18 protein-coding genes are annotated in these 21,016 nt (G+C 49.9%); 9 read left to right on the top strand and 9 right to left on the bottom strand.

What is annotated here, in order from left to right:
• Window positions 1-86 precede the first annotated feature (86 nt).
• The 3 genes from KGP26_RS03195 to KGP26_RS03205 all read right to left on the bottom strand — a co-directional run bounded on the left by KGP26_RS03195 (window position 87) and on the right by KGP26_RS03205 (window position 3,921).
• Complete coding sequence (locus KGP26_RS03195) at window positions 87-1,958, bottom strand: 3'-5' exonuclease (RefSeq protein WP_223665006.1); 1,872 nt, start codon at window positions 1,956-1,958, stop codon at window positions 87-89.
• Window positions 1,959-2,166: 208 nt separating this feature from the next.
• Entirely contained in the window at window positions 2,167-3,039 is an 873-nt protein-coding gene (locus KGP26_RS03200) for a phosphorothioated DNA-binding restriction endonuclease (RefSeq protein WP_223498847.1), read from the bottom strand.
• A 138-nt stretch (window positions 3,040-3,177) separates the two neighbouring features.
• Window positions 3,178-3,921 carry a LuxR family transcriptional regulator gene (locus KGP26_RS03205; RefSeq protein ID WP_223665007.1) on the bottom strand — a complete coding sequence of 248 codons (744 nt, stop codon included), beginning with the start codon at window positions 3,919-3,921 and terminating at the stop codon, window positions 3,178-3,180.
• A 1,210-nt stretch (window positions 3,922-5,131) separates the two neighbouring features.
• On the opposite strand from KGP26_RS03205, the gene KGP26_RS03210 reads away from it, so the two are divergent.
• From KGP26_RS03210 to KGP26_RS03235, 6 genes are all read left to right on the top strand, one after another.
• Window positions 5,132-5,710 carry a LuxR C-terminal-related transcriptional regulator gene (locus tag KGP26_RS03210; RefSeq protein ID WP_037376594.1) on the top strand — a complete coding sequence of 193 codons (579 nt, stop codon included), beginning with the start codon at window positions 5,132-5,134 and terminating at the stop codon, window positions 5,708-5,710.
• Window positions 5,711-5,912: 202 nt separating this feature from the next.
• On the top strand, window positions 5,913-6,509 hold the full coding sequence (locus KGP26_RS03215; RefSeq protein WP_021807862.1) for a common pilus major fimbrillin subunit EcpA: 597 nt from the start codon (window positions 5,913-5,915) through the stop codon (window positions 6,507-6,509).
• Between the two features lie 65 nt (window positions 6,510-6,574).
• Window positions 6,575-7,258, top strand: a complete 684-nt coding sequence (locus KGP26_RS03220; protein ID WP_223665621.1) for a hypothetical protein — start codon at window positions 6,575-6,577, stop codon at window positions 7,256-7,258.
• 69 nt (window positions 7,259-7,327) lie between these two features.
• A complete protein-coding gene (locus tag KGP26_RS03225; RefSeq protein ID WP_051363766.1) occupies window positions 7,328-9,856 on the top strand; it encodes a CS1-pili formation C-terminal domain-containing protein in 2,529 nt (842 codons plus the stop codon).
• 14 nt (window positions 9,857-9,870) lie between these two features.
• Complete coding sequence (locus KGP26_RS03230; protein WP_021807865.1) at window positions 9,871-11,460, top strand: hypothetical protein; 1,590 nt, start codon at window positions 9,871-9,873, stop codon at window positions 11,458-11,460.
• Window positions 11,461-11,468: 8 nt separating this feature from the next.
• Window positions 11,469-12,149: a hypothetical protein gene (locus KGP26_RS03235; RefSeq protein WP_021807866.1), complete on the top strand. Its 681-nt coding sequence runs from the start codon at window positions 11,469-11,471 to the stop codon at window positions 12,147-12,149.
• Between the two features lie 27 nt (window positions 12,150-12,176).
• Here the strand turns inward: KGP26_RS03235 and KGP26_RS03240 are convergent, their stop codons facing one another.
• The gene (locus KGP26_RS03240; RefSeq protein ID WP_059199609.1) at window positions 12,177-13,490 is read right to left on the bottom strand and encodes an FAD-binding oxidoreductase; all 1,314 of its coding nucleotides are present in this window, start codon (window positions 13,488-13,490) and stop codon (window positions 12,177-12,179) included.
• Window positions 13,491-13,935: 445 nt separating this feature from the next.
• Here KGP26_RS03240 and KGP26_RS03245 point away from each other — a divergent pair, with 445 nt between their 5' ends.
• From KGP26_RS03245 to KGP26_RS03255, 3 genes are read left to right on the top strand one after another with little or no spacing between them, the layout of a single operon-like run.
• Window positions 13,936-15,156, top strand: coding sequence for a hypothetical protein (locus KGP26_RS03245; RefSeq protein WP_209524032.1), 1,221 nt, complete (start codon window positions 13,936-13,938; stop codon window positions 15,154-15,156).
• Window positions 15,157-15,159: 3 nt separating this feature from the next.
• Complete coding sequence (locus tag KGP26_RS03250) at window positions 15,160-16,407, top strand: Zn-dependent hydrolase (protein ID WP_059199610.1); 1,248 nt, start codon at window positions 15,160-15,162, stop codon at window positions 16,405-16,407.
• Window positions 16,400-17,584 carry a M20 family metallopeptidase gene (locus tag KGP26_RS03255; RefSeq protein WP_021807871.1) on the top strand — a complete coding sequence of 395 codons (1,185 nt, stop codon included), beginning with the start codon at window positions 16,400-16,402 and terminating at the stop codon, window positions 17,582-17,584. Before KGP26_RS03250 ends, KGP26_RS03255 begins: the two co-directional genes overlap by 8 nt.
• A gap of 49 nt (window positions 17,585-17,633) precedes the next feature.
• Here KGP26_RS03255 and KGP26_RS03260 read toward each other — a convergent pair whose 3' ends face one another.
• From KGP26_RS03260 to KGP26_RS03280, 5 genes are all read right to left on the bottom strand, one after another.
• Window positions 17,634-18,863, bottom strand: coding sequence for a lysozyme inhibitor LprI family protein (locus KGP26_RS03260; protein ID WP_223665008.1), 1,230 nt, complete (start codon window positions 18,861-18,863; stop codon window positions 17,634-17,636).
• 73 nt (window positions 18,864-18,936) lie between these two features.
• Window positions 18,937-19,221 carry a type II toxin-antitoxin system mRNA interferase toxin, RelE/StbE family gene (locus KGP26_RS03265; RefSeq protein ID WP_039995465.1) on the bottom strand — a complete coding sequence of 95 codons (285 nt, stop codon included), beginning with the start codon at window positions 19,219-19,221 and terminating at the stop codon, window positions 18,937-18,939.
• Window positions 19,221-19,484, bottom strand: coding sequence for a CopG family ribbon-helix-helix protein (locus KGP26_RS03270; RefSeq protein WP_021179157.1), 264 nt, complete (start codon window positions 19,482-19,484; stop codon window positions 19,221-19,223). Before KGP26_RS03270 ends, KGP26_RS03265 begins: the two co-directional genes overlap by 1 nt.
• 339 nt (window positions 19,485-19,823) lie before the next feature.
• On the bottom strand, window positions 19,824-20,780 hold the full coding sequence (yjiA, locus tag KGP26_RS03275; RefSeq protein ID WP_223665009.1) for a GTPase: 957 nt from the start codon (window positions 20,778-20,780) through the stop codon (window positions 19,824-19,826).
• A 23-nt stretch (window positions 20,781-20,803) separates the two neighbouring features.
• Window positions 20,804-21,007, bottom strand: coding sequence for a YbdD/YjiX family protein (locus KGP26_RS03280; protein WP_021179159.1), 204 nt, complete (start codon window positions 21,005-21,007; stop codon window positions 20,804-20,806).
• Window positions 21,008-21,016: the final 9 nt, after the last annotated feature.

The following is a 21,016-nucleotide window of genomic DNA, read 5'->3' on the forward strand; positions in this document are numbered from 1 at the left end:
AGTAGGCTGTACCAGCCCTTGGTATTTTTGCCCTTTAGCCTCTTTTTAATCTCGCACCTCCAACCAATGCGGCCATTCAGAACCAGCTAACTTACCAAGTGCTGGTCTGTCATCTTTTCATACGTTGAAATAATATGTTCACTGAGCTTATTATCCCTATTGAAAGTCACCAGCAGGTGGCGTGTTGCACGGGTGAAACCAACATAAAGTTTTTTAATGTCATCACTTAAGTCATCTTCTTTACTAGATGAATTACAACTATCAATAACGGCAACTGAATGGAATTCTAGTCCTTTACTGCTAGGTAAGGGCATAATGCAAACTTTATTCTCAAGAGGATCGTATTTCTTCTTGTCATTAGATTTAATGATAAGGTTAAAAGGTATGGAATTATTTTCTAGTACCTTCACAATATTGTCAGGAAGGCATTTTGTTGAAGGGCACAAGATAGCCATATCATGCCATGCGATACCATTCTTATGCTCTTTGGTTAACCATTGAGCGACATAGTTTACTTCATCTTCGTGAGTTTTAAGCTTTTTGACAATGGGGTAAGGGCCAATGTCGCCACCTGCATCGGGCTTATCATAATAAAATTCTTCAGAGCAATGGGCATTTAGATAGTTAAATGCAATGCCGCTAGCGAAATGGAGGATCTGTTGAGTATTACGATAATTAAGTTTTAATATTGATGTACGACCTTGAGCTTGAATGCCAACGCTGGCCAAAGAGAAACTCAGTGCATTCCGTTTCTTATAAATAGACTGCGTATCGTCATAGAGGAAAAGTAGTGAGTTAGTATCTTGGGCTGTCATCTTGGATAAAATTTTCAGCCATTCTGAATCGAAGTCATGTCCTTCATCAATAAGCACCGCGCTGTACTGCTCAGAAGGTATTTTTCCGCTTTGGAATCCTTCTTTTAATGCTACTTCATAATTTTTTGGGAACTCGAACTTTTCTTTAACCGGGACATTATGAAATTTTACCTGTCGAACGCACCATGAATGGAAGTGAATAACCTTAACGTTGGCATTTGGTAATTGGCTACGAATTAAGGCTGAAAGCTTTCTTGCTAGAGTAATGTTGTAGCAGATGACAAGTATTGGCTTTTGGCAGACATTACTATTTTTTAGCAGATGTTGGCATCGATAAAGTAGAATTAATGTTTTCCCAGAGCCTGCAACACCATGGATAACTCGATGTCCTTCCCCCAAGCTGCGAGCTAGCAACTCTTGTTGGGTATCCATTATTTTCATAATGTTCGGTGTCGATAATTTATATGTGGTATCAGTCTCGTCGGTTGAATTTTGAGACGCATTTCCTATGCGTATTTCTGGGTATAGTATCCAGCGAATACGATTTATTTGCTCTGAGGTGACGCTAAACGGAAAGTAATGAGGTATTAATTTTTTTAATCTGGCGGTTATTTTCTCTGCACTCATGAACTCTGTCAGTTCATCTTTACATATGACCAACTCTGAAGGCAGAACGCTTTTTGATGTCTCATCAGGAAATAGTTGATTAAATTGCTTGCGGGTTATATTACTGAGATAAACACCATATCCATAAGGCAAGCAAAAGTTACCCTTGTATCTTTCTTTTTCTTGTATTAGTTGAGGGTCTTTTTTTAGACTATTGGTGGTTTCAAACGCATAGCGGCGGACCTGTTCAATCGGGTTCTGGTGCGTTATGGATCCGTCTTGGCTTTCATAAACCAAATGACTTTTACAAATGGATTTTATTCTGCTGGCAAACCAATCCTTCACCTCAATGAAGAATATACCAATTTCGGGAGAGAAAACTATGAAGTCTGGGTGGCGATGGGCCTCCCCTGTTGGGATATCGTACCAACATATTGCGTCATCGCTTAGATTACTTTCAAAAATGCGAGCCAGGCGCTTTTCCCCTGCAGTTATTTTCCCGCTGCAACTATTAATCGTAGGTATTATTATCGCCACTTATCGTTTCATCCTTAATAATTTGCCATTCCATTTTTTGAACGGTATCGAATTGAGCAGCATTCTAATAAGAATCTTGCATCATGTCTGTGATATCGTTGGCAATTACTTTATCACACATAAGTATTTCTTCAGTATCAATTTCCAATTGCAGTGAGGGTGTTGCTTTTAAGTTTATGATTTTAATATAAAATCATTGGCTTGTGTCTCATCCCTTAAACACCTGCCCCCGATGCCACTCCACAAACTTATCCAAAGGATAATGGTCGGCGATCTTTGGCAACCGAATCGTCTTCCCAGCAAAGTCCCAGAACAATTGCTCGATCATATGGGTACCGTTCACGCCTGCAGAAACCAGCAGTTTCATGCTGTCATCAAGCCCGATGGCTCCCATATCGAATGCGGAGTGGTGCAATGAGCACAGCGCTAATCCGTTGGTCACGGTGCAGGGGCCGCCGTGTTGCTTCCATTTGATATGCGCGGCCTCCAAGCCAACGGGCGTAGTGTCGTGTTGCAGGTTGTAGCCACACACCGCGCATTGGTAGTTATAGGCACGCAATATCGTTTGCCGGAATGCTGGGTCGCGTGCTTTACGTATTCCATCAAGCTGAAAGTCCAGGCGGTTGGCTATCAGCTCCTGAACGCTGTCAGGGAAATGCTCACAGAGAATTTGCTGTGCAAGCTTGTCTATCAGAGCGGGTTGGCTGCGTAGCAGCTGATAACTTTCTTTGTCGAAGCCGCCGCTAACGCCATGTTCGATAATTTCCCGCTTAGGTGGCTCTTTGCTGCCTTTCTGCGGGCTGCAAAGCTCTGCATTCTGTAATTCCCAGAATCCGTCGCCGCGTAAACGCCAAAACGGCATGGTGGGGTAATGGTCACGCCGTTGTGGGCCGAAGCTATTGAGTAATGCCAGCAAGGGGCCGTGGATTTCTTCGCCGTAATTGAACAGCCGCTCGTGCCCTTGCTGATATTGGGAGAGCACATACAGCAGCAATAGTGGCTTATGTGGTGCACGTTGATCGCCTTTGCGCCATAAGGTCAGATTAGATATGGCGGTTTGCAGTTCCTGGCTGGTTTTCATCGGTGCATCCTGGCGGGCGGCGAAAGTGATTGCGATCATGCTCGCAAAACGAAAGGGATTCAATAGCTTCTAGGCAAGCATCAGCCACTCACTCCCTACCTTACTGGCTTTCTTACAAGGTCAGCGGGAGTCTTGATTTCAACGCGTGATCGGTTTGACAAGCTGCCACTCTGCCCCCAGCCTGATGGCATGTTTGGCATTAGTCACGCCCATCTTTTTCACAATATTGCCAATATGGAATTTTACCGTACGGACCTTCACGTCTAAAATAATGGCAATTTCCTGATAGGTTTTACCCATGCTGGCCCAATAGAGCACTTCGTTCTCCCGCGTTGTCAGGGGGGCTTTCTCTTCGCTGGAGTTATCGCGATTATTTCGTGCGGTTTCCTGGAGGCGGGTGGCGAACCTTTCGTGAACGTTAGCCAACAGCATCTGTAAACGGGCTTTGTTAGGGTGAATTTGGCCCTCTATATCGATGGATTTACTGTCATTAAGCGTCAGCGTCAGCGTCAGCATCGCCAGATTATGATCGTGGTCATGCAATACAAAGGTATAGCCAGTGGTAATATTATAGTTCTTTGCATGGCTGAATATATCTGAGGGCTTTAGCCTTGGGTTTATTGGTGTACTTTCATCCCAAGGAAATGGAGAGACTCTCTGCAGGGCGGAGAGTACCACGGGATCGATGCATTGGTAGTTCCTTTCTTTATAGATATCAATCCATTGGCTTGGATAACTGGAGGTTATCAATGTCTCCATAAAGTCTTTCTTGTTAAGTATCAAATGGGCGTATTTGAAATCGCCAAATTCCGCTATTTGTTTATCCAGATGGTTTTTAAAAGCGTTTTTTTCATCTTGGCTAGCACAGAAAAATGTAGACATCAAATTACCTCAATATGAAATAATAACGCTACTAACATAACTTGTGGGGTAATAATTTAATCTAGCCGTTGTTGAACGCCAGATAATATACTGGCTTTCCCGTTATTTTCGATAAAATAGCAAAAAAAAACCTGACCTCGTTGGGTCAGGTTGCCACATTGGCCAACACCAGGGAAATTTTTACTGCCATTATCTTAAAGCCATCTTCTTGGTTGAGGCAAGTGCTCTGTGCCGGATTTTGGCTGTCTATCACCATTATTCGGTCTAGGATTAGTATTGCCTTACGTTGATCATTGCAGCAGCCCGGTATCTGTATTGATATTCTTGCTCCTCACTCTTGGCATTATCTGAGGTAGTTACTCAGGGCTGCATTGGTCATCCACTATTATTTGATCATTATTTGATCAGTTATGAGCCTGTTTTTCTAACGAAAAACTCTTGTAGGACCTCAATATATGCATCTCGAGTCCGCGTTATTGCTGTTTGCAGACTGCTATAAGCCGCTAATCGGGCTGTTGATATCATTGCGTTGATCAATAGATAGTTGCCATGGGGATCCAAGCTTGATCTTCACCGATAGCTAAAAAGTGAGGTCTCAGCATCGGGTTGGCGGCCTTAAAACCGCTCTCAGACGGGCTCTCATGAGATAAAACGGATTTTTTTCAATGAAAAAAGTGATTTTAATCACAAATAAAGACCCTTAAATCGCTCATTAAATGCTCATTTCGTTGCCATTATGTTGCACTGTCGTGTCTGTTAAACGGGAGGGGGTGAGACTATTCTGATTCGCGAGCTAAGCAACACGTTATAGTGTTACTTTTATGGAAATGTTCTTGATCATCCTTGTGCGTTATTCGTCCGCTAATACCCTTTATCTACTGCTGTACCAGCATTTTTTAAGAAAAAGCTTATTTATAAAGTGTGGGTGTATAAAGAATATTCTTAGTTGACTATGAGCTTCCTAATTAACTTTTTAAACTAAAATATATACTCTTAATCCTAGGAGTTTTCATAATGAATAATAACAACTTGATAGGTATTATCGATGAATAAAGCCATTCGCGATCGTTTTAACCGATTTTGAATAATTGTTTTTAGCCATTAATATTGTTTTGAAAATTAAGAAATAACTTAGTTTTGCTAAATGGTATTCTGCTCATCCAACGGCGTAATGGAGTTGGTAATATAGTAAAGAAAGGAAGGGATCCTTATGCTAAATATATTGGATTTTGGGTGCCTGCCGCAGGCCGGTTCTCCATCAAAAAGACCTTTAACCTGGCCAGATACCAATAAGTATTTCCGTGAAGGCATCGTAGGTTACTGTAATTCAGTTAATACTTCCCCGGAGCAACTCAAAGTCGTATTTGTTGACTTTCAATTAGCTAACCTGCGCCTTTTTCTGGAGCAGGACTGGCTAATGTATTCTGCTTGTAATCGCATTGTGCTGGTCACCGATAGTTACCTGTTGCCCTTGGCCAATTATTATAAGAGCATGTTTCGGCAGGTTGATTCTGTGATCCAGAGAACGGGCGAGTCCAGTGACATTTTTGCTAAAATCGATCATGTTATTGCCGGGGAGCGGGTTTCTTCAACATCGCAAGTCAGGCTGTCTTCGCGTGAGATATGTTTATTACGTACTCTGATACATGGTGTCACCGTGGGCGATCTCGCCAACAGGTTGCGGCTTAGTCCTAAAACGGTTTATGCCCTACGCCATAATATTTTAGGCAAGATGGGGTTGACTAAAATGAATGATATTTTCACTCAGGCCTATCACTCTGTCAGATAAACTATAACTACCTATTATCATAGGGCTATAAAAATTAAATGAAATATGCGGTGATTTTATATCGCAGATATTTCGTTGTTTAATTGCCGTAGGACCTTTTCGAAAATTTTAGTTTTCGAATGCGCCCTTGTGTCGCATTTATTGTGCCACGCCAGTAAATATTGGCGGGAAATTAATTGATATAAATAAAGGAAGAAATTTTATGAAGAAGTTAGCTCTGGCTTTGATTGCAGCTTCAGCGTTGGGAACAATTAATCTGGCTAATGCGGACACTCGTACTGCGAACGCGACAGCGTCTTGGGATGCAAAAGCCATTAAAGATACCAGCAGCATGCTGGTTGTTACCCCGATAAAGTCACTGACCTTTAATTACGCAGAAGGTCTGGAGCGTTTTAACTCTCAAGACGGCGCGTTCGATATCACCATCGCTGGCCAGTCTGGCGCGAGTGATTTCAAACTGACCTCTAAAATCATCTCCAACACCCTGAACCGCGCAAGCGATGACTCTGCGCTGACCGTTGGCGTTAAGTGGAACGGCAAAGCACTGTCTGAAAGCAGCGATATGGTGATGATCGATACTTCAGCAGGCATCAGCGCTGGCCTGTCTGCTCTGGCTATGGAAAGTGCTTATGCCGGTGCTAACCGTACCAGCACTCAGGGCGTGTTCGCCTTTGATATCGCGAAAGCGACCGTTGCCGGTGCTGATACTGCGTTCAAAGACCTGACCGATGGTTACTGGGATGGCAACGTAAACGTTGAATTCACAGCAACTTGGGACGGTACTTTCACCACCCTGTAAGTGATTTTGTTGTCTTAACGTAGTCAGGATTGGGGTGAATAGCCCCGATCCTTATGGAATACATGATGAACAGATGGTTTCCTACGCTGATGTGCTCAGCACTATTTTATTGTACTCACGCCGGTGCAATTAACGTTGGCGCGATTACATCAATCATTTCCCCTGAGCAGAGCGTTATCGCCAAGGAGGTGATTAATACCGTGGATGATGCCCGTCTGGTCAGCCTGAGGGTCGAGCGTATTTCCTCCCCGATGGAAGGTGGCAAAGTGATCCCAATGGAGAGCAAGCAGGAAATAATGGCCACGCCATCCAACCTGATATTGCCCGGCAAGGGGAAAGATGTTTTCCGCGTTTTCTATTACGGGCCTAAGGACGATAAAGAGCGTTATTACCGTTTAATCTGGAATGATAATCCGGTTACCGAAGAGGGGCTGTCAAAGACCAAAAAATCCGCTTCGGCAACCACCTCGGCAACCATAAGCACCATTATGGTCGTCACACCACGGAAGGATAAGTTCGATTATCAATACCGAGATGGTGTTGCTTATAACACCGGAAACAGCTCTTTCCGCGTGGTGGCATTTGGTCCCTGTAAGCAGCCACAGACCAGTGAAGAGAAAACTAAAGGGTGCCGTGAGCGTTATTACGTTATGCCGGGATTAGGCGTGCATTTGAAATTTGTTGATATCAATAATCAAAAACTCAGCGTTGGCATTTGGCACAACGAAGATTATATCAACGTGAAATAGCCTCTTTACTCATTACCTGCATCGTAAATGTTTTCCAGGTGTGGGTTAGGAGGCTATTTGGGGAAGCAAATGGGTAATAATTTCATCTTAAGGACAAGAACCAAGGCCGTAGCGTTGTGTATTGCTGCGGCTCTGATGTCTATGCAGGCTAACGCCAGAAACCTACAGGATGTTCGTTTAGGAAATTATCTTATCCCGGGGGTATTTGGTCAGGCGCTGACCGAAGGTATGACCATTCCTGTATTGCTACGTTACAAAGGTGGCAACCAACAAGAAAAACAAAAGGTAGCGGATGCGCTGGTGGTGCTGGAAAAAGACCGCCTGATGATAAGAGAAATTACGCTGGCGGAAGAGTCTGAAGGGGCAACGTTGGCCGAGACGACCCAGACATTGATCCGTGGTCTGAAAGATCGTTTCTTTGATCAAAATACCCATATTGCCGTTTCGTCCGATGCCGATTTGAACCTGAATATCCGTTCATTTGTACTGACGCTGGACGTGAGTGAAAAAAGCTTGGGGACCGCAATTATCCCACGGACGAGTCTTCTGGGACTCTCTTCGGTGCCGCATTTCAGTTCGGTGCTAAATTACGATCTCGGTGTTTACCGCTCGCAGTTAAAAAAGGGCGAGAACACCTCGAATAACTATCTGACCCTGGATAACACCTTCGGCTTTGCGGAGCATCATTTCAATGTGAACGGCTCGTTTTACGGTATTGGGGAGTCCCAGCAGGATTCTCAGCTTTACCGCGCCATGTATGAACGGGACATGAGCGGACGCCGTCTGGCATTTGGCTTGGTTGACACCTGGAACCTGCAATCGTTGGGGAACCTATCGGCACTTAACTCCAGCAAGGTGTACGGCGTCACCTATGGCAATAAGTCCGCTACCCAGATCCAGAATACCCAATATTCGCTAACGCCAATTACCGTATTCTTACCTAGCGCGGGTGAAGTCCATATCTACCGGCAGGGGCGTCTGTTGAACATCCAGAATTTCCCGATGGGCAGCTTTGAGGTTGATACCAGCCGTCTGCCGTATGGGATTTATGACGTTGATGTCGATGTGGTGATCGACGGCAAAACCCATTCGCGTATGCGCCAGACGATCAACAAAGCCTTCTCTGGCAATAATGGCGTGGCGCAAGAACTTAACTGGCAGCTCTATGGCGGATATGTTAATTACGACAGCCGCAATAACCGCACCAATGGCAGCACCACCAACGAAACCTATCTGGCAGGGGCGTCGGCGGCCATGTCGATCCCGGAAATTCTCAAGATCGCCTCGGTCCCGGCGATATTTGGCCTGGCAGTGCAAACCTCGACCTATACCTTCGACAAGAAGGTGGTGAATGAAACTTCGATCAACCTCAACGTGAACCAGTTCGCGAGCTTGGGCTGGCAGGGGTTGCTGTCGCAGGGCGGGCGTTACCGCAATATTTTAAGCGCCAGCCTTATGCTACCGAAAGGCTTCGGCAGCGTGTGGGCCAACCGGGAGAAGAGCCATATCGGTAAGGAGTTGCCGGTCTATGAGTCGGACAGCTATTCCTATGGCGGAACCCTTAGCCTGAGCCGGTTCTTTGAACGTGGTGGGCAGCTTACGCTTAGCCGCACGGTAGATAAGCGCGAACGTAGTACCTCTAACAACCTGGAATACTCCACGTCACTATTCTCCGGGCGTTATGGCACGGTCAATCTACGCGCCGGTATCCAGCGTTATCGCTATGATTTCCAGTCCAATAGCACCAACCAGCGCTATATCTCGTTGGACTTCTCTTTGCCGCTGGCCGCCTGGTTAAGCACCGGTGTGTCTTCCAACAATGGCAACGTGCGGGCCAACCTGGCCGGCAACAAGAGCTTCGATGACTCGGCGTTTACCTCTGCCGGTTTCAACCTGGCCAAGCTGGTCAAGGATAAGCACAACGGTGACAGTGCTTATTCGGCCTCTGGCTATGCTGCCTTCGATACCAAATACAGCGCGGGGACCTTGTCGCTCTCACGGCCTGACAACAATCGCCTCAATGGCAACCTGACTGCGCGCGGTGCAGTGGCCTACAGCGATAAGAACTTCGCCGCCAGCGGTATTCAGGAGAAATCTGGGGTGTTGGTAAAAACCGGCTTCATCGACGATGCGGTGCTGTCGGCTCAGATCGATGGCCGCAGCTATCCGCTGAGCGGTAAGAATAACTTTATCCCGTTGCCGCCGTACTCGAGCTACAAGGTTGAACTGATGAACGATAAAAACTCGATGGACAGCTTTGACATCGTTAAGGGGCGCACTCGCAATGTCACGCTGTATCCGGGCAACGTCGCCGTTTATGAGCCGGAAGTGAAACAGTTAGTGACGGTGTTCGGCCGTATGACCATGGAAAATGGCCGGGCGATCGCCAATGCCGCTGTGCGTAACCACATCGGTAAAACCATTACGGATGCGACGGGCGCCTTCCAGATGGACGTTGATAAACGCTACCCGAGCGTGTCATTGACCATGCCAGATAATGGTATTTGCGAAGTCGATCTGGATTTGGCCAAGGCCAAGGGCGTGAAGTGGGTCGGCGATGTGGTGTGCAACGTGCAGACCATACTGGCACAACGATGAGCAAAGGGTGTGACATGAAACTGCGTAATATTTGCCAGTTGGTTGGGGTACTGATGCTGGCTGCCTTCTCTAGCCAGGCGGCCAACGTGAGCAACAGTTATTTCTTTATCGAAAATCAGGTGGATGGAGAGTACTTCATCACGCCACAGAGCACCGATCCCCGTTTCAGCGGGGCCAACGCGTTTACCAAATATGCGTCAGGCGACCAACGCAGTTTGGGCTATATGGGCTATACCGGGCTGATCCAGACCAATTCGTTCGCCGATATCTGGCTGGAGGATTCTCCCATCGCTCGGCCATTTATCGGTAACCGCTGTATGAATAATGGTAGCGGTTGCCCCTCGAACGGTTATCTGCCGGGCTATATTGGTGATAATGGCGTTTATCACGTGGCGGTTAACACCAGCAGCGGTGAAGCGCGTTATGGGCGTGGTATTTTCTCTGATTCGGCTTATGAGTATTTTAAAAATGTGTCGGTAGGCTCGACGGAAATTTATAAATACCGTTTCTGCTCTACCCGCACGGACTACAACCCTGCAGCAGGGCAAAGCTGCGTCAGCGTAGGCGGTTCACAGACCAGCCATGAGTTCACCATCACCAAAGCGGGTAATTTGCAGTTGGAATCTACCAACGCACTGCAGGAAATTTTTATCGACAGCAATGGCAATCCGGTGATGGGAACGGGTTCTCAGTTCTGCTCTGTGGGCTACATTGGCTCACTGAGTGGCGCGATCTGTAAGCTGGTGTCTTATCAGATGCAGGGGAGTACCCTTTCGCCGATGCGCATGAACATGAAGCTCAACACTGCTGCGCTTGGGTTTACGCCTGCGGCAAATACCATTCGCCTGAGTGCCGATGGTGCCAGTGGTTGGGTGAACTACAGCGCCACGACCAACGCGGCGAATTTGATCAAAGCCGGTAGCGGCGGTATTTATGTCTTTTTATCGCAGACCTTCCTGAAGAACCTGATCGATCGGGGTGTTGATCTGAGCCACAGCCAGGATTTCTTCACTTTCCTGTTTACCAGTACGGTGGCACCGCAGTCCGGATATTACGAATTCTCGCCTTCGAACACTATCTTGCTGATCCCGCGCGATTATGGGATTAGCATTATCTCCAAAGACCTGGTGCTTAATCCCAAGCGTGAAGGCAAAGTCGGCAGCACAGAACCGCCGATCGTGTTCGACTATATTGTGACTACCTCTGGCCCAAGACAGGCTGATAGCATTACCGCGCAGGTTTACGGTCCGGCAGGGCAGGTCAATGGGCGCCCGTACTGCGTCTTTTCCTCTACCGACGGTAAGCTTAGGGTGCCGTTCTCGGCCTATCTGGCTTATACCGACAACGTCGGGCAAGTTGTCCGCACGCGTGCCAGCTGTGATGATGCACCTATCAGCCTGAATGCGGCTCGTTGGGTAAGAACCGCCTGGCCGGTTCCTTCACAAAACGATGGCAGCTTTTATCGCACCGAGTTGTCTCTCAGCTTCCCGATGAATGAGGGTAATTCAATGTGGACCCTGGATGGGCGGGATTGGATGGGGATTGTCAGCGCCACCGGTGAGGTAAGGGTCAGAGCGGTCTGGACCGGCCCTGATATCCAATAGGATCGAAAATGACGATAAGACTAGGGTGGTGGCTAGCGGGGCTGATGTTGGCGTTTCCGGCGCAGGCGATTTACCTCTCGTCCGGAGTATTTACTCTGGAGAGCGATCGCACCTTCTTCTCGCGCCAGTTTGTTAACAACACCAAAGAGACCAATCTGTATGTGATCGCTGCCTATCGGATTGCCAAACCGGGGGTTGATGAACAACCTCAGCCCCTAGAACAGGGCGAACTGCTCTATACCCCACTGCGCAAAATACTGGAGCCGGGAGCGTGGGAATATTTCAAGATCTTCTATCGCGGCCCGGCGGACGAGCGCGAGCGCTATTATCGCATAGTGATCCAGGAGATCCCGGCCAACTTGATGGAGATGCAGGGGGGAGACAAGACACCGCTGGTATCCCCGACCATGGCGCTAGATACCATCATGGTAATTCGCCCGCGCAAGATGCGTTTCACTTATCACTATGATCCGCTGGCCGGGGTGTTGAAAAACACCGGCAATACCTATTTCCGCGTGATGATCCATCAGGGCTGCGACGGGCAGGATGACACCGCCAAGGTGTTCAATCTGTTGCCGGGGGAAAGCTATCGTGGTGCCGATCTGCGTGGGCAGAATCGCAAGTTTATTATCGGGTTCAACAAGTATCAGCGTCTTGGGGAGCAGTGTTTCGAGCAGGGGCAGGGATAGGATCCCCACCCCAGTTCACCACCAAAGCTAGACTTCCTTGCGCCCCAGGTAGCGCTCTTTCATCAAAGAAACGCCAATCGCAATATCCAGCACTGGCGAAGGCGGCAGGTAGTTTGCCTTACCGAGTTCCTGCATCGCGCCAATCAGCGGATGGTCGATCCCTAGCGCATAGTCCGCCAATAACGTCCCGGCAATGGTTTGCTTGGACACGCCTGCGCCGTTACAGCCCCCGGCGGTATAAATGCCTTTCTTCAACTCGCCCCAAACCGGCGCGCCATTACGGGTGACGCTGATGGTGCCAGACCAGGTACTTGTCAGCGGCACATCCCTCAGCTGCGGGTATATCTTGTTGAAAATCTGCTGATGCAACAGGGTCGCTTGATAGGTCTGTGCAGCGGTGATCCGGCCGTTCAAGGCTGGCGTCACATGTTGGCGGATCAGGAAACGATGATCCTGGGTATAGCGCACCGTTGCTCCAGCGATCGCGTTGACCGGTGTCAGCCCCCAACTGTTCATGGTTGGCAGCTTTTGGCGTTGCTCTGCGGTTAATGGTGCGGTGATGCTGGCGAAAGTAGCCATTGCCGCCTGCTGGCTGGTAACCGGAGCCAGTTCCCTGGAGAGGGCGTTGGTGGCTAACATCACGTTGGCTGTTTTAATCGTGCCAAAGGGGGTAACCACCTGCGTCACGCTACCGTGCTGGATCGCCATCACCGGGGTATGGTTATACATCGTCACGTTGTCCGGCAGATTATTTGCCAGGCCGACGATCAGGCTGGCAGGATTAACCAGGATCGAGCTTGGGGTATAGATGCCCTTATTGTAAAAACGAGTACCCAATTTTCGATACAGCGCCTCCTTATCCATTATTTGATAGGGTTCGTTCATGGTATCGAGATTATCGGTATATTCTTTGAGCACCCGCTGATTAGTCGCATCAACCTGGCAGTGATATTTTCCGGCATTCTCCCATTCGCATTCGATCCCCTGTTGCTCAATTTGCTGGGTTAATTGATTGATCCCTTCTTGTAATAAAGAGCGATACGACTGGGCTTTTTTCAACTCTGCCGTCGAGCTGCCAATATTATGGGGTAATCCGATAATAAACCCTGAATTTCTAGCCGAAGAACTCTCAGCCGCGCAGGCCGAATCAACGATGAGGATCTTCAATTTAGGATCTTGATTGGCCAGCCGTCTGGCGAAGGAAATCCCGGCAAAGCCGCAGCCCACGACCACCCAGTCGGCCTCGGTATCGCCGATCAGCGTTGGGTAAACGGTGGGGCGCAGATCGGGTTTTAACCAACCATTTTGGTTTTGATTTAACGGTACCGATGCATATTTCAAACTCAAGGTCCTTTTCAAAATGTTTGCCACTCAAGGTCACTAAATAGGGTTATAAAACATTTAGCCAGGCTGAACCAGCAGATTCAGCCGTTGCTGATTCACCCCAATTTATTGACGGTCAGTTATTTATAAGCAACCGTTAAGCATTGAGACACCTCATTGGATTGCTGTAGTTTGCCAATGGGGTGGAGAGAGCGGCCTGGGGATCCTCTATGGCAGAAATTAAAATCACTCAGCAGATTTATTTCTGATTTTTTCCTTTATTCCCCTGCCATAGCTGTTTAGTATCGGAATTGGTGAGAATGCCCCATTTCTTGAGGTTTTCTTCTGAAAATCGGTCATTTCCGCCCAGCAAGGTAGAGTTGTTAACTGAATTATTATTGTAACTTAGTGGATTTGACTATCCTAAACGGACTTCTAAAAAATATAAGAACGGAAATATTCTATGTCACAGATGTTAGCGCTTTTGATTGTAATGGTGATTTTATACCTGGGAGATGCGGTATCCGTGCGTACTAAAGCCTGGATCCCTTCTGTATTTGTCTGCGCGGTGTTGTTCCTGTTCGGCTACTGGACGTTTTTCCCGAAGGATATCGTCAGCCTGGCCGGTATCACACCGGCGGTAGCGGTGATGCTGATGTATCTGCTGATCACTAACATGGGGACGCTGCTCTCGGTACCTGAGCTGATGCGGCAATGGAAAACCATTGTGATCTCGCTGTCGGGGATTGCTGGCATTATCGCCGCCGTGTTTGCGACCTGCATGCTGATGTTTGATATGAACACCGCCATCGTGACCATTCCCCCATTGGTTGGCGGCATCGTTTCGGCGTTGATCATGTCTAAGGGGGCTGCCAGCGCGGGCCTGGTTGATCTCTCGGTATTCGCTATCCTGATCTACGTAATGCAGGGGTTTGCCGGTTATCCGTTAACCGCCATCATGCTGCAGCGGGAAGGCAAACGCGTGCTGCAAAAATATCGCAATGGCGAATGGCACGAATCTGCCGCACTACTGCCAGCCGATAAAATGCCAACCACGGTCAGCGCGGAAGAAAAAATGCCGCGTATGTTTGGCCTGATCCCGGCTCATTACAATACCAGCTACTTCAAGTTTCTGCGTCTGGCGCTGGTAGGCTACCTGGCTTATCTGGTATCAGACCTGCTGGCCCCGGTGGTCACCATCAGCCCGTTCGTGCTGTGTTTGCTGTTTGGCGTAGTGGCCGCCACGATCGGTTTCCTGGAAAAACAACCGTTGCAGAAGGCCAACGGCTTCGGGTTTGCGGTGATGGGGCTGATGCTGTTTATCTTTGACACCCTGAACAGAGCAACCCCGGAAATGCTGCTGCGGCTGGTATTCCCGATGCTTGTGCTGATCGGCGTGGCGGTGGTGGGCATGTTTGTCGTCTCGTGGATCGTGGGTAAATTCCTTGGCGTCAGCATGGAGATGGCTTTCGCGATCTCCCTGACGGCGATGTATGGCTTCCCGGCGGATTACATCATCACCAACGAAGCGATAACGGCGCTGACCAAAGACGAAAAAGAGCGTGAGATCCTGACGCACCACATGTTGGCACCGATGCTGGTCGGCGGATTTATTTCCGTGACGATGGTTTCCGTGGTGCTGGCAGGCGTTATGGTCGGTTACATCACCCCAATCGCAGGATAAGTCATGAGCTATGCAAATCAGCTGCGTATTCAGCAGCATCTGGAACAACTGGCCGAGTTTACGGCTACGCCGGGCGAAGGCACGACGCGTATGAGTTACAGCCCACAAGGCCAACAGGCGCGGGCTTATATCAAGGCGCAGATGGAGGCAGCGGGCCTCAGCGTACGTGAGGACGCCATCGGCAATATCTTTGGTAAGAGCCAGGCGCAGGACCCGGCATTGCCGAGCGTGATGATCGGCTCCCACTTTGATTCTGTGCCCAACGGTGGCGCTTTCGACGGCCCTGCCGGAGTGGTGATGGGGTTGGAAGTGGCCAAGCTGTTCCAAGAACATCGGTTATTGCCGCGTTACCCGCTAGAAGTGGTGGCGCTGGTGGAAGAGGAAGGGGCCAGCTTTGGCCGTGGCCTGCTGGCTTCCTGTGCGATTGCAGGTAAGGTGGATGCTGAAGAGCTGCATCGTCTGCGCGATAGCCAGGGGCAATCGGCGGCACAGTGCATGGCGCAAGTCGGTTTTGATGCGGATCGGGTGGCCAGCGTGGTGCGGGAGCCGCAAACCCTCAAGGCGTTTATCGAGCTGCATATTGAGCAAGGGCCGGTGCTGGAACAGGAAGGGTTAGACGTTGGTCTGGTAGACGTGATCGTCGGTATCACTCAGTTGGTTGTCACCATCACCGGTAAGGCCGGGCATGCGGGCACCACGCCGATGGATCGCCGCCATGATGCGCTAGTGGCTGCCAGCCAGGTGATCTCTCGCGTTGGCGATTTTGCCCGCGAGGCCGGTGATGAAACGGTCGCCACCACGGGGAAAATTCAGGTGTTCCCTAACGGGGCGAACGTGATACCGAGCAAGGTGATTTTCACCGTCGATATCCGTTCTAAGCGCTTGGATAAGCTGCAACAGGTGGTTGAGCAAACCAAAGCCTGTATCCAACAGCAGGCCGGGGCGGGGATCGCCTGCCAGATTGAACAACCGTTGCTGGTAGAGCCGACGCGTCTGCACAGCGGTATCCACAGCCAGCTGCAAAAACACAGTGAAGCGCTGGGCCTGAGCCACCGGACTATGGTCAGCGGAGCCGGACATGATGCGATGATTTTTGCCGGTATCACCGACGTGGGGCTGGTGTTTGTTCCCAGCAAGGACGGCCTGAGCCACCACCCCGACGAGTGGACCGACTATGAGCAAATTCAGAAAGGCATCGACGTTATTTTTCAAACGGTAAAAGAGATCACAGAGGCAAGCAGTTATGACTAATCAAGCTATCGCGCAATCCATTAAAGCCCACGTGGAGGCGATGATTGCGTTCCGTCGCGATCTGCATGCTCATCCGGAACTGCCTTGGGAAGAGGTGCGTACCACCCAGAAGGTGGCGCAAGCGCTGGAGGAGATTGGTATTCCTTATCGTCTGACGACGCCAACGGGCGTGATTGCCGAGATTACCGGTGGGCAGCCTGGCAAGACCGTGGCCCTACGCGCAGATATGGATGCGTTGCCGGTACAGGAACTCAACGACTCATTAAGTTATAAATCGCAAACCGACGGGAAAATGCACGCCTGTGGGCACGATGCCCACACCGCCATGCTACTGACGGCGGCGAAAGCCTTGTATGAAAACCGTGAAAGCCTGCGTGGCAACGTGCGGCTGATTTTCCAACCTGCCGAAGAGATTGCTCAAGGCGCGCGTGAAATGGTGAAGCAGGGCGCGATCGAGGGCGTGGATAACGCATTTGGTATGCATATCTGGACCACCAGCCCATCGGGCAAGGTGTCTTGTAATGTCGGCTCTACTTTTGCTTCTGCGGATTTGCTGAAGGTGAAGTTCAAAGGGCGCGGCGGCCACGGCTCAATGCCAGAAGCCTGTGTGGATGCAGCGGTCGTTGCTTCGGCCTTCGTGATGAACGTGCAGGCGATCGTTTCCCGTGAAACTTCGCCGTTAGAGTCGGCAGTCGTGACCATCGGCAAAATGGAAGTCGGCACCCGGTTTAACGTGATTGCTGAAAATGCGGTGCTGGACGGCACGGTGCGCTGCTTTAACGTCGAGGCACGTGAGCGTATCAAGGCGGCGATTGAACGTTACGCAGAGCATACCGCGGCCATTTATGGCGCGACCGCACAGGTGGAATACACTTACGGCACCTTGCCGGTGATCAACGAGGAACGCAGCGCGTTGCTGGCACAATCGGTAGTGCGCTCGGCCTTCGGCGACGAGGTGTTGTTTGCCGAGAAACCGACGACCGGCGGTGAGGATTTCAGCTTCTTTATTGAAAATATCCCCGGCTGCTTTGCCCTGTTGGGCTGCGGCAACCCGGAGAAAGGCACCGACTGGGCGCACCACCACGGCTGCTTCAATATCGACGAAGACGTGATGGCGACCGGCGCGGAGCTGTATGCGCAGTATGCTTGGAGCTACTTGCAGCAGGATGCGTTTTAAGCCTGGGCAAAATTGCGTGCGGTGAGATCCCCCTCACCGCATTTATCAGTCAGTCCTCCGGCCCGCTCATCTCGCCGATAAAGTCCATTCTGTCACTGAGCCAGGTGTTCACTATCGCATCGGCAGCTTTAGCCGCATCGCTGGCCGAGAAATGTTTCTCGGTTTGCAACCAGCCCATGGTCGCCAGACGCGCCGGTTCAATGGCGACAAGCAGTTGCTCGCGTTGTTCTTTCGGCCAAACCTTATCATCTGACCAACTGCGGATTATCTGTGCAGGATCGCCCGTGGCTGGCGTGTTCTGACTTGGCTTGAGGAAATCCTCGGGGGAGACGGTGGCGCGCAGGCGGAACATGGCCCAATCGGCATAGCTGGCAAAGCGGATGGTACCGGAATTCTCACTGGCCTTGCCAATCATCGGTTCTATTGACTTGGTAAGTTGCTGCCAGGCCGGTCGTTCAAACAGATCGCCCTGCGGCGAGCAAATGGGAGCCTGTGAATCACGAGATGATCCATATAACGCCCCAAAGGCTTCATAAGCCGCTGCGCCCTGCTGCTTGAAGATAAAACAGTGCGCATAGGGGCGGCCATCGGCGTTTTCGTAGCCGGCTCGCTCAATGGTCATGCGTAAGAGCGTTAAAACAGCGACATCATGGCCGGTCTTGGGATCGTTCTCGATATCACGTAACACTGACTGGGAGAATGTGTCATCGTTCATCGCCTTGATCGCGCTTTGATGCCTGGTTTCTACCTCGGCATCCGTGACCTTGCTGGTGGGCGCAAACTGATGCAGGTAAATCAGCCAGGCGGAGGCCAGCGGGCCGCGATAAAGCTGCAACTGCTGTGCCGCCGTAACCGGGTCTGCCGGAATGCTGGCGATGATGTTATCTAGCGCCGAAGCGGCCTGCTTGGCGGTGTTCTGCAACTGGGCGGCGCGTTGGCTAAATAAATCGCTCAGGCAGCTTTCTTGAGCGTTGCAGGCATCCCGCTGCTTCAACCAGCTACGTTGCTCGGTGCGTAACGCGTCGGCCTGATCCCCTGGTAGGCTTGCCATTGCTAACCGGTAATTTTCGGTCAGTTGGCTGTCGAGACTGCTAAGGTCTGGGCTATTGCAGATGCTATGTTCGATATCACTGGTGGCTTTCTCACAATCGAAAGAAGCGGCTTGCACCGCCGTGTTGGCCCCGAACGCCAGGCATAGGCAGAGCAATAAGCGCGATAAAGCATGGCTGGCCAATGTTGTATCACGGAGAGAGTTAGCGCGTTGAAGCCTGGCGATCATGCTGAATTCCTTTTGGTTGTTTATTGGTTCGCCCAGTCACTATTTTTAGCTTATCGCCTGTGTTTTCTAACACCTATGGAGTTGTTCTAGGCCAAAGCAGAGATGTATGAACCAAAGCGACTATCCAAACTGTATTTGACTGAATTTCGTACACTAAGCGATAATTTTGATGTGGAAAAACTTCACGTGTTCCAACAACTTCCCCTTCATGCCCCATGAAAGGAAATGCTGCGAGGCGTTCGGCTGTGGCTTCAAACAGTTCGTCCATCTTGATGGCTGCATCGGGATTTTTTTCGACAAGGTAATCCCATATCTGTTGGCTGTCATCAAGCGCCTGTTTCGTCCAATGAACTCTCACTAGTTACCCTTAACTTTTGCCCTTCGCGCTGCAAAAATAGCCTTGGCATCTTCATGTTCAACACTCTCCCCGTTCGCTATAGATTGACGGGCTGCATTGACTTTTTCTTCCAAAAAATGGCGATACTCATGGCGTTCAATATATTGTCGCATAAGCTCACGAACAACTTGTGATGCTGGGCGATGCTCCGCCTCGGCGGCAGCCATAAAAGTATCGCGTAGTTCGGCTTCAAGCTTCATGGTAAAAACGGCCTGTTTACTCATAGATAAATCCTCATCAAGGTACTAACTAAGTATATACCTTTTTATTGCCTTGAAGAAAATGACAGGGCGCTTTCATTGGGGAGACAATACCGCAATAGATCCGCGCAAAAAACAGACTGGATGGATTTACAAGAAGTTGTTCCATTGGTTGGAATTGTGATCGCAAAATGCGGCAGAGACTTGCAGATTATGAGGGCTAGCGTAAAGTCTCTGCTCTATCCTTACTCGATTTTATTACTTATCTACAATAGATTGGCAGTGGTTTCATTGTATCTATGTAATAGCTCTATGGAAGCAAGGCGACTTGGCAGCTTTAACAACCAACATCGCCCCCAACGTTCAACCCAGCGCTGCAAACCTCGCGCGGATTTCGTCTTCCGGCAAATCGATGCCGATAAACACCATCGTGCTTTTGCACTCTTCTTCTGGCAGCCATTCACGGTCCCAGTCGGCGTTATACAGCCGTTGCACACCCTGAAACAGCAGGCGGCGCGGTTCGTCTTTGATCGACAAAATCCCCTTGTAGCGCAGCAGGTTATCGGCGAACTTCAATAATAAGCCTTCCATCACCTCGGAAATCTGCATCAGCTCCAGCGGCTGGTCGTGATACACCACGATTGACTGGATATTATTTTGCGCTTGCGGAATGCGGCGGAAAACGGGGGTTGCCAGGTTGAGCTTATCGTTAAGCACAAAGCCTTCGATATCAAACAGCACGCCGAGATCGACATCACCGTGCGTCACCTTATAGACCGGCGCGCGGGCGTTCATCAGCTGTAAACGTTGGATCAGCGCTTCGTTATCCGGTACCACATCGGTTTTGGTCAGCAGAATACGGTCGGCATAGCCCACCTGGGCCTGCGAGATAGTGAACTGGTTCAACTGTTGATCGGCATGTACCGCATCCACCAGCGTGATAATGCCGTCCAGCAGGAAGCGTTGGCCGATGACGTCGTGCGAGAAGAAGGTCTGGGTGATCGGGCCGGGATCGGCCATGCCGGTGCATTCAATAATCAGCCGGTCGAATTCCAGTTGCCCCTGCTCGACGCCGTCCAACAGATCCAGCAGCGCGTCTGCCAACTCGTTGGATTTACTGCAACAGATACAACCGTTGCTGAGGGTAGTGATGCGGCTGGCGCGGTCACCAATCAGCGCGTTATCGATCGGCACCTCACCGAATTCATTCTCGATGACGGCAATCTTGTAACCGTGGTTTTCATTCAGAATGTGGCGCAGCAGGGTGGTTTTGCCCGCGCCCAAAAAGCCCGTCAGGATGGTGACTGCAATGGGTTTCATGCCTGGTCCTTGTACTTACTTAACTAGCAACAGCGCATACCGCCTTTGCCATCGCCACCGTAGCGGGCATCCTGGCGTTCGCGGAAAAATTCTTTATAGGTCATCACCGGCTTGTCCGGATGGTTGTCTTTCATATGCTGGACGTAGGTATCGTAGTCAGGCACGCCCACTAACATGCGTGCTGCCTGCCCGAGATATTTACCCGCCTGGCCGAGGTTTCCGAACATGGGTTTACT

Source organism: Serratia sp. JSRIV002 (assembly GCF_019968725.1).
Taxonomy (GTDB): domain Bacteria; phylum Pseudomonadota; class Gammaproteobacteria; order Enterobacterales; family Enterobacteriaceae; genus Chania; species Chania fonticola_B.

Excerpts from the sequence above, each read along its gene's own strand:
- KGP26_RS03220 (WP_223665621.1), top strand. The coding sequence starts at position 6,575 with ATGAACAGATGGTTTCCTACGCTGATGTGCTCAGCACTATTTTATTGT.
- KGP26_RS03250 (WP_059199610.1), top strand. The coding sequence starts at position 15,160 with ATGAGCTATGCAAATCAGCTGCGTATTCAGCAGCATCTGGAACAACTG.
- KGP26_RS03225 (WP_051363766.1), top strand. The coding sequence starts at position 7,328 with ATGGGTAATAATTTCATCTTAAGGACAAGAACCAAGGCCGTAGCGTTG.
- KGP26_RS03280 (WP_021179159.1), bottom strand. The coding sequence starts at position 21,007 with ATGTTCGGAAACCTCGGCCAGGCGGGTAAATATCTCGGGCAGGCAGCA.
- KGP26_RS03235 (WP_021807866.1), top strand. The coding sequence starts at position 11,469 with ATGACGATAAGACTAGGGTGGTGGCTAGCGGGGCTGATGTTGGCGTTT.
- KGP26_RS03210 (WP_037376594.1), top strand. The coding sequence starts at position 5,132 with ATGCTAAATATATTGGATTTTGGGTGCCTGCCGCAGGCCGGTTCTCCA.
- KGP26_RS03270 (WP_021179157.1), bottom strand. The coding sequence starts at position 19,484 with ATGAGTAAACAGGCCGTTTTTACCATGAAGCTTGAAGCCGAACTACGC.
- KGP26_RS03260 (WP_223665008.1), bottom strand. The coding sequence starts at position 18,863 with ATGATCGCCAGGCTTCAACGCGCTAACTCTCTCCGTGATACAACATTG.
- KGP26_RS03230 (WP_021807865.1), top strand. The coding sequence starts at position 9,871 with ATGAAACTGCGTAATATTTGCCAGTTGGTTGGGGTACTGATGCTGGCT.
- KGP26_RS03215 (WP_021807862.1), top strand. The coding sequence starts at position 5,913 with ATGAAGAAGTTAGCTCTGGCTTTGATTGCAGCTTCAGCGTTGGGAACA.
- KGP26_RS03205 (WP_223665007.1), bottom strand. The coding sequence starts at position 3,921 with ATGTCTACATTTTTCTGTGCTAGCCAAGATGAAAAAAACGCTTTTAAA.
- KGP26_RS03200 (WP_223498847.1), bottom strand. The coding sequence starts at position 3,039 with ATGAAAACCAGCCAGGAACTGCAAACCGCCATATCTAATCTGACCTTA.
- yjiA (WP_223665009.1), bottom strand. The coding sequence starts at position 20,780 with ATGAAACCCATTGCAGTCACCATCCTGACGGGCTTTTTGGGCGCGGGC.
- KGP26_RS03245 (WP_209524032.1), top strand. The coding sequence starts at position 13,936 with ATGTCACAGATGTTAGCGCTTTTGATTGTAATGGTGATTTTATACCTG.
- KGP26_RS03255 (WP_021807871.1), top strand. The coding sequence starts at position 16,400 with ATGACTAATCAAGCTATCGCGCAATCCATTAAAGCCCACGTGGAGGCG.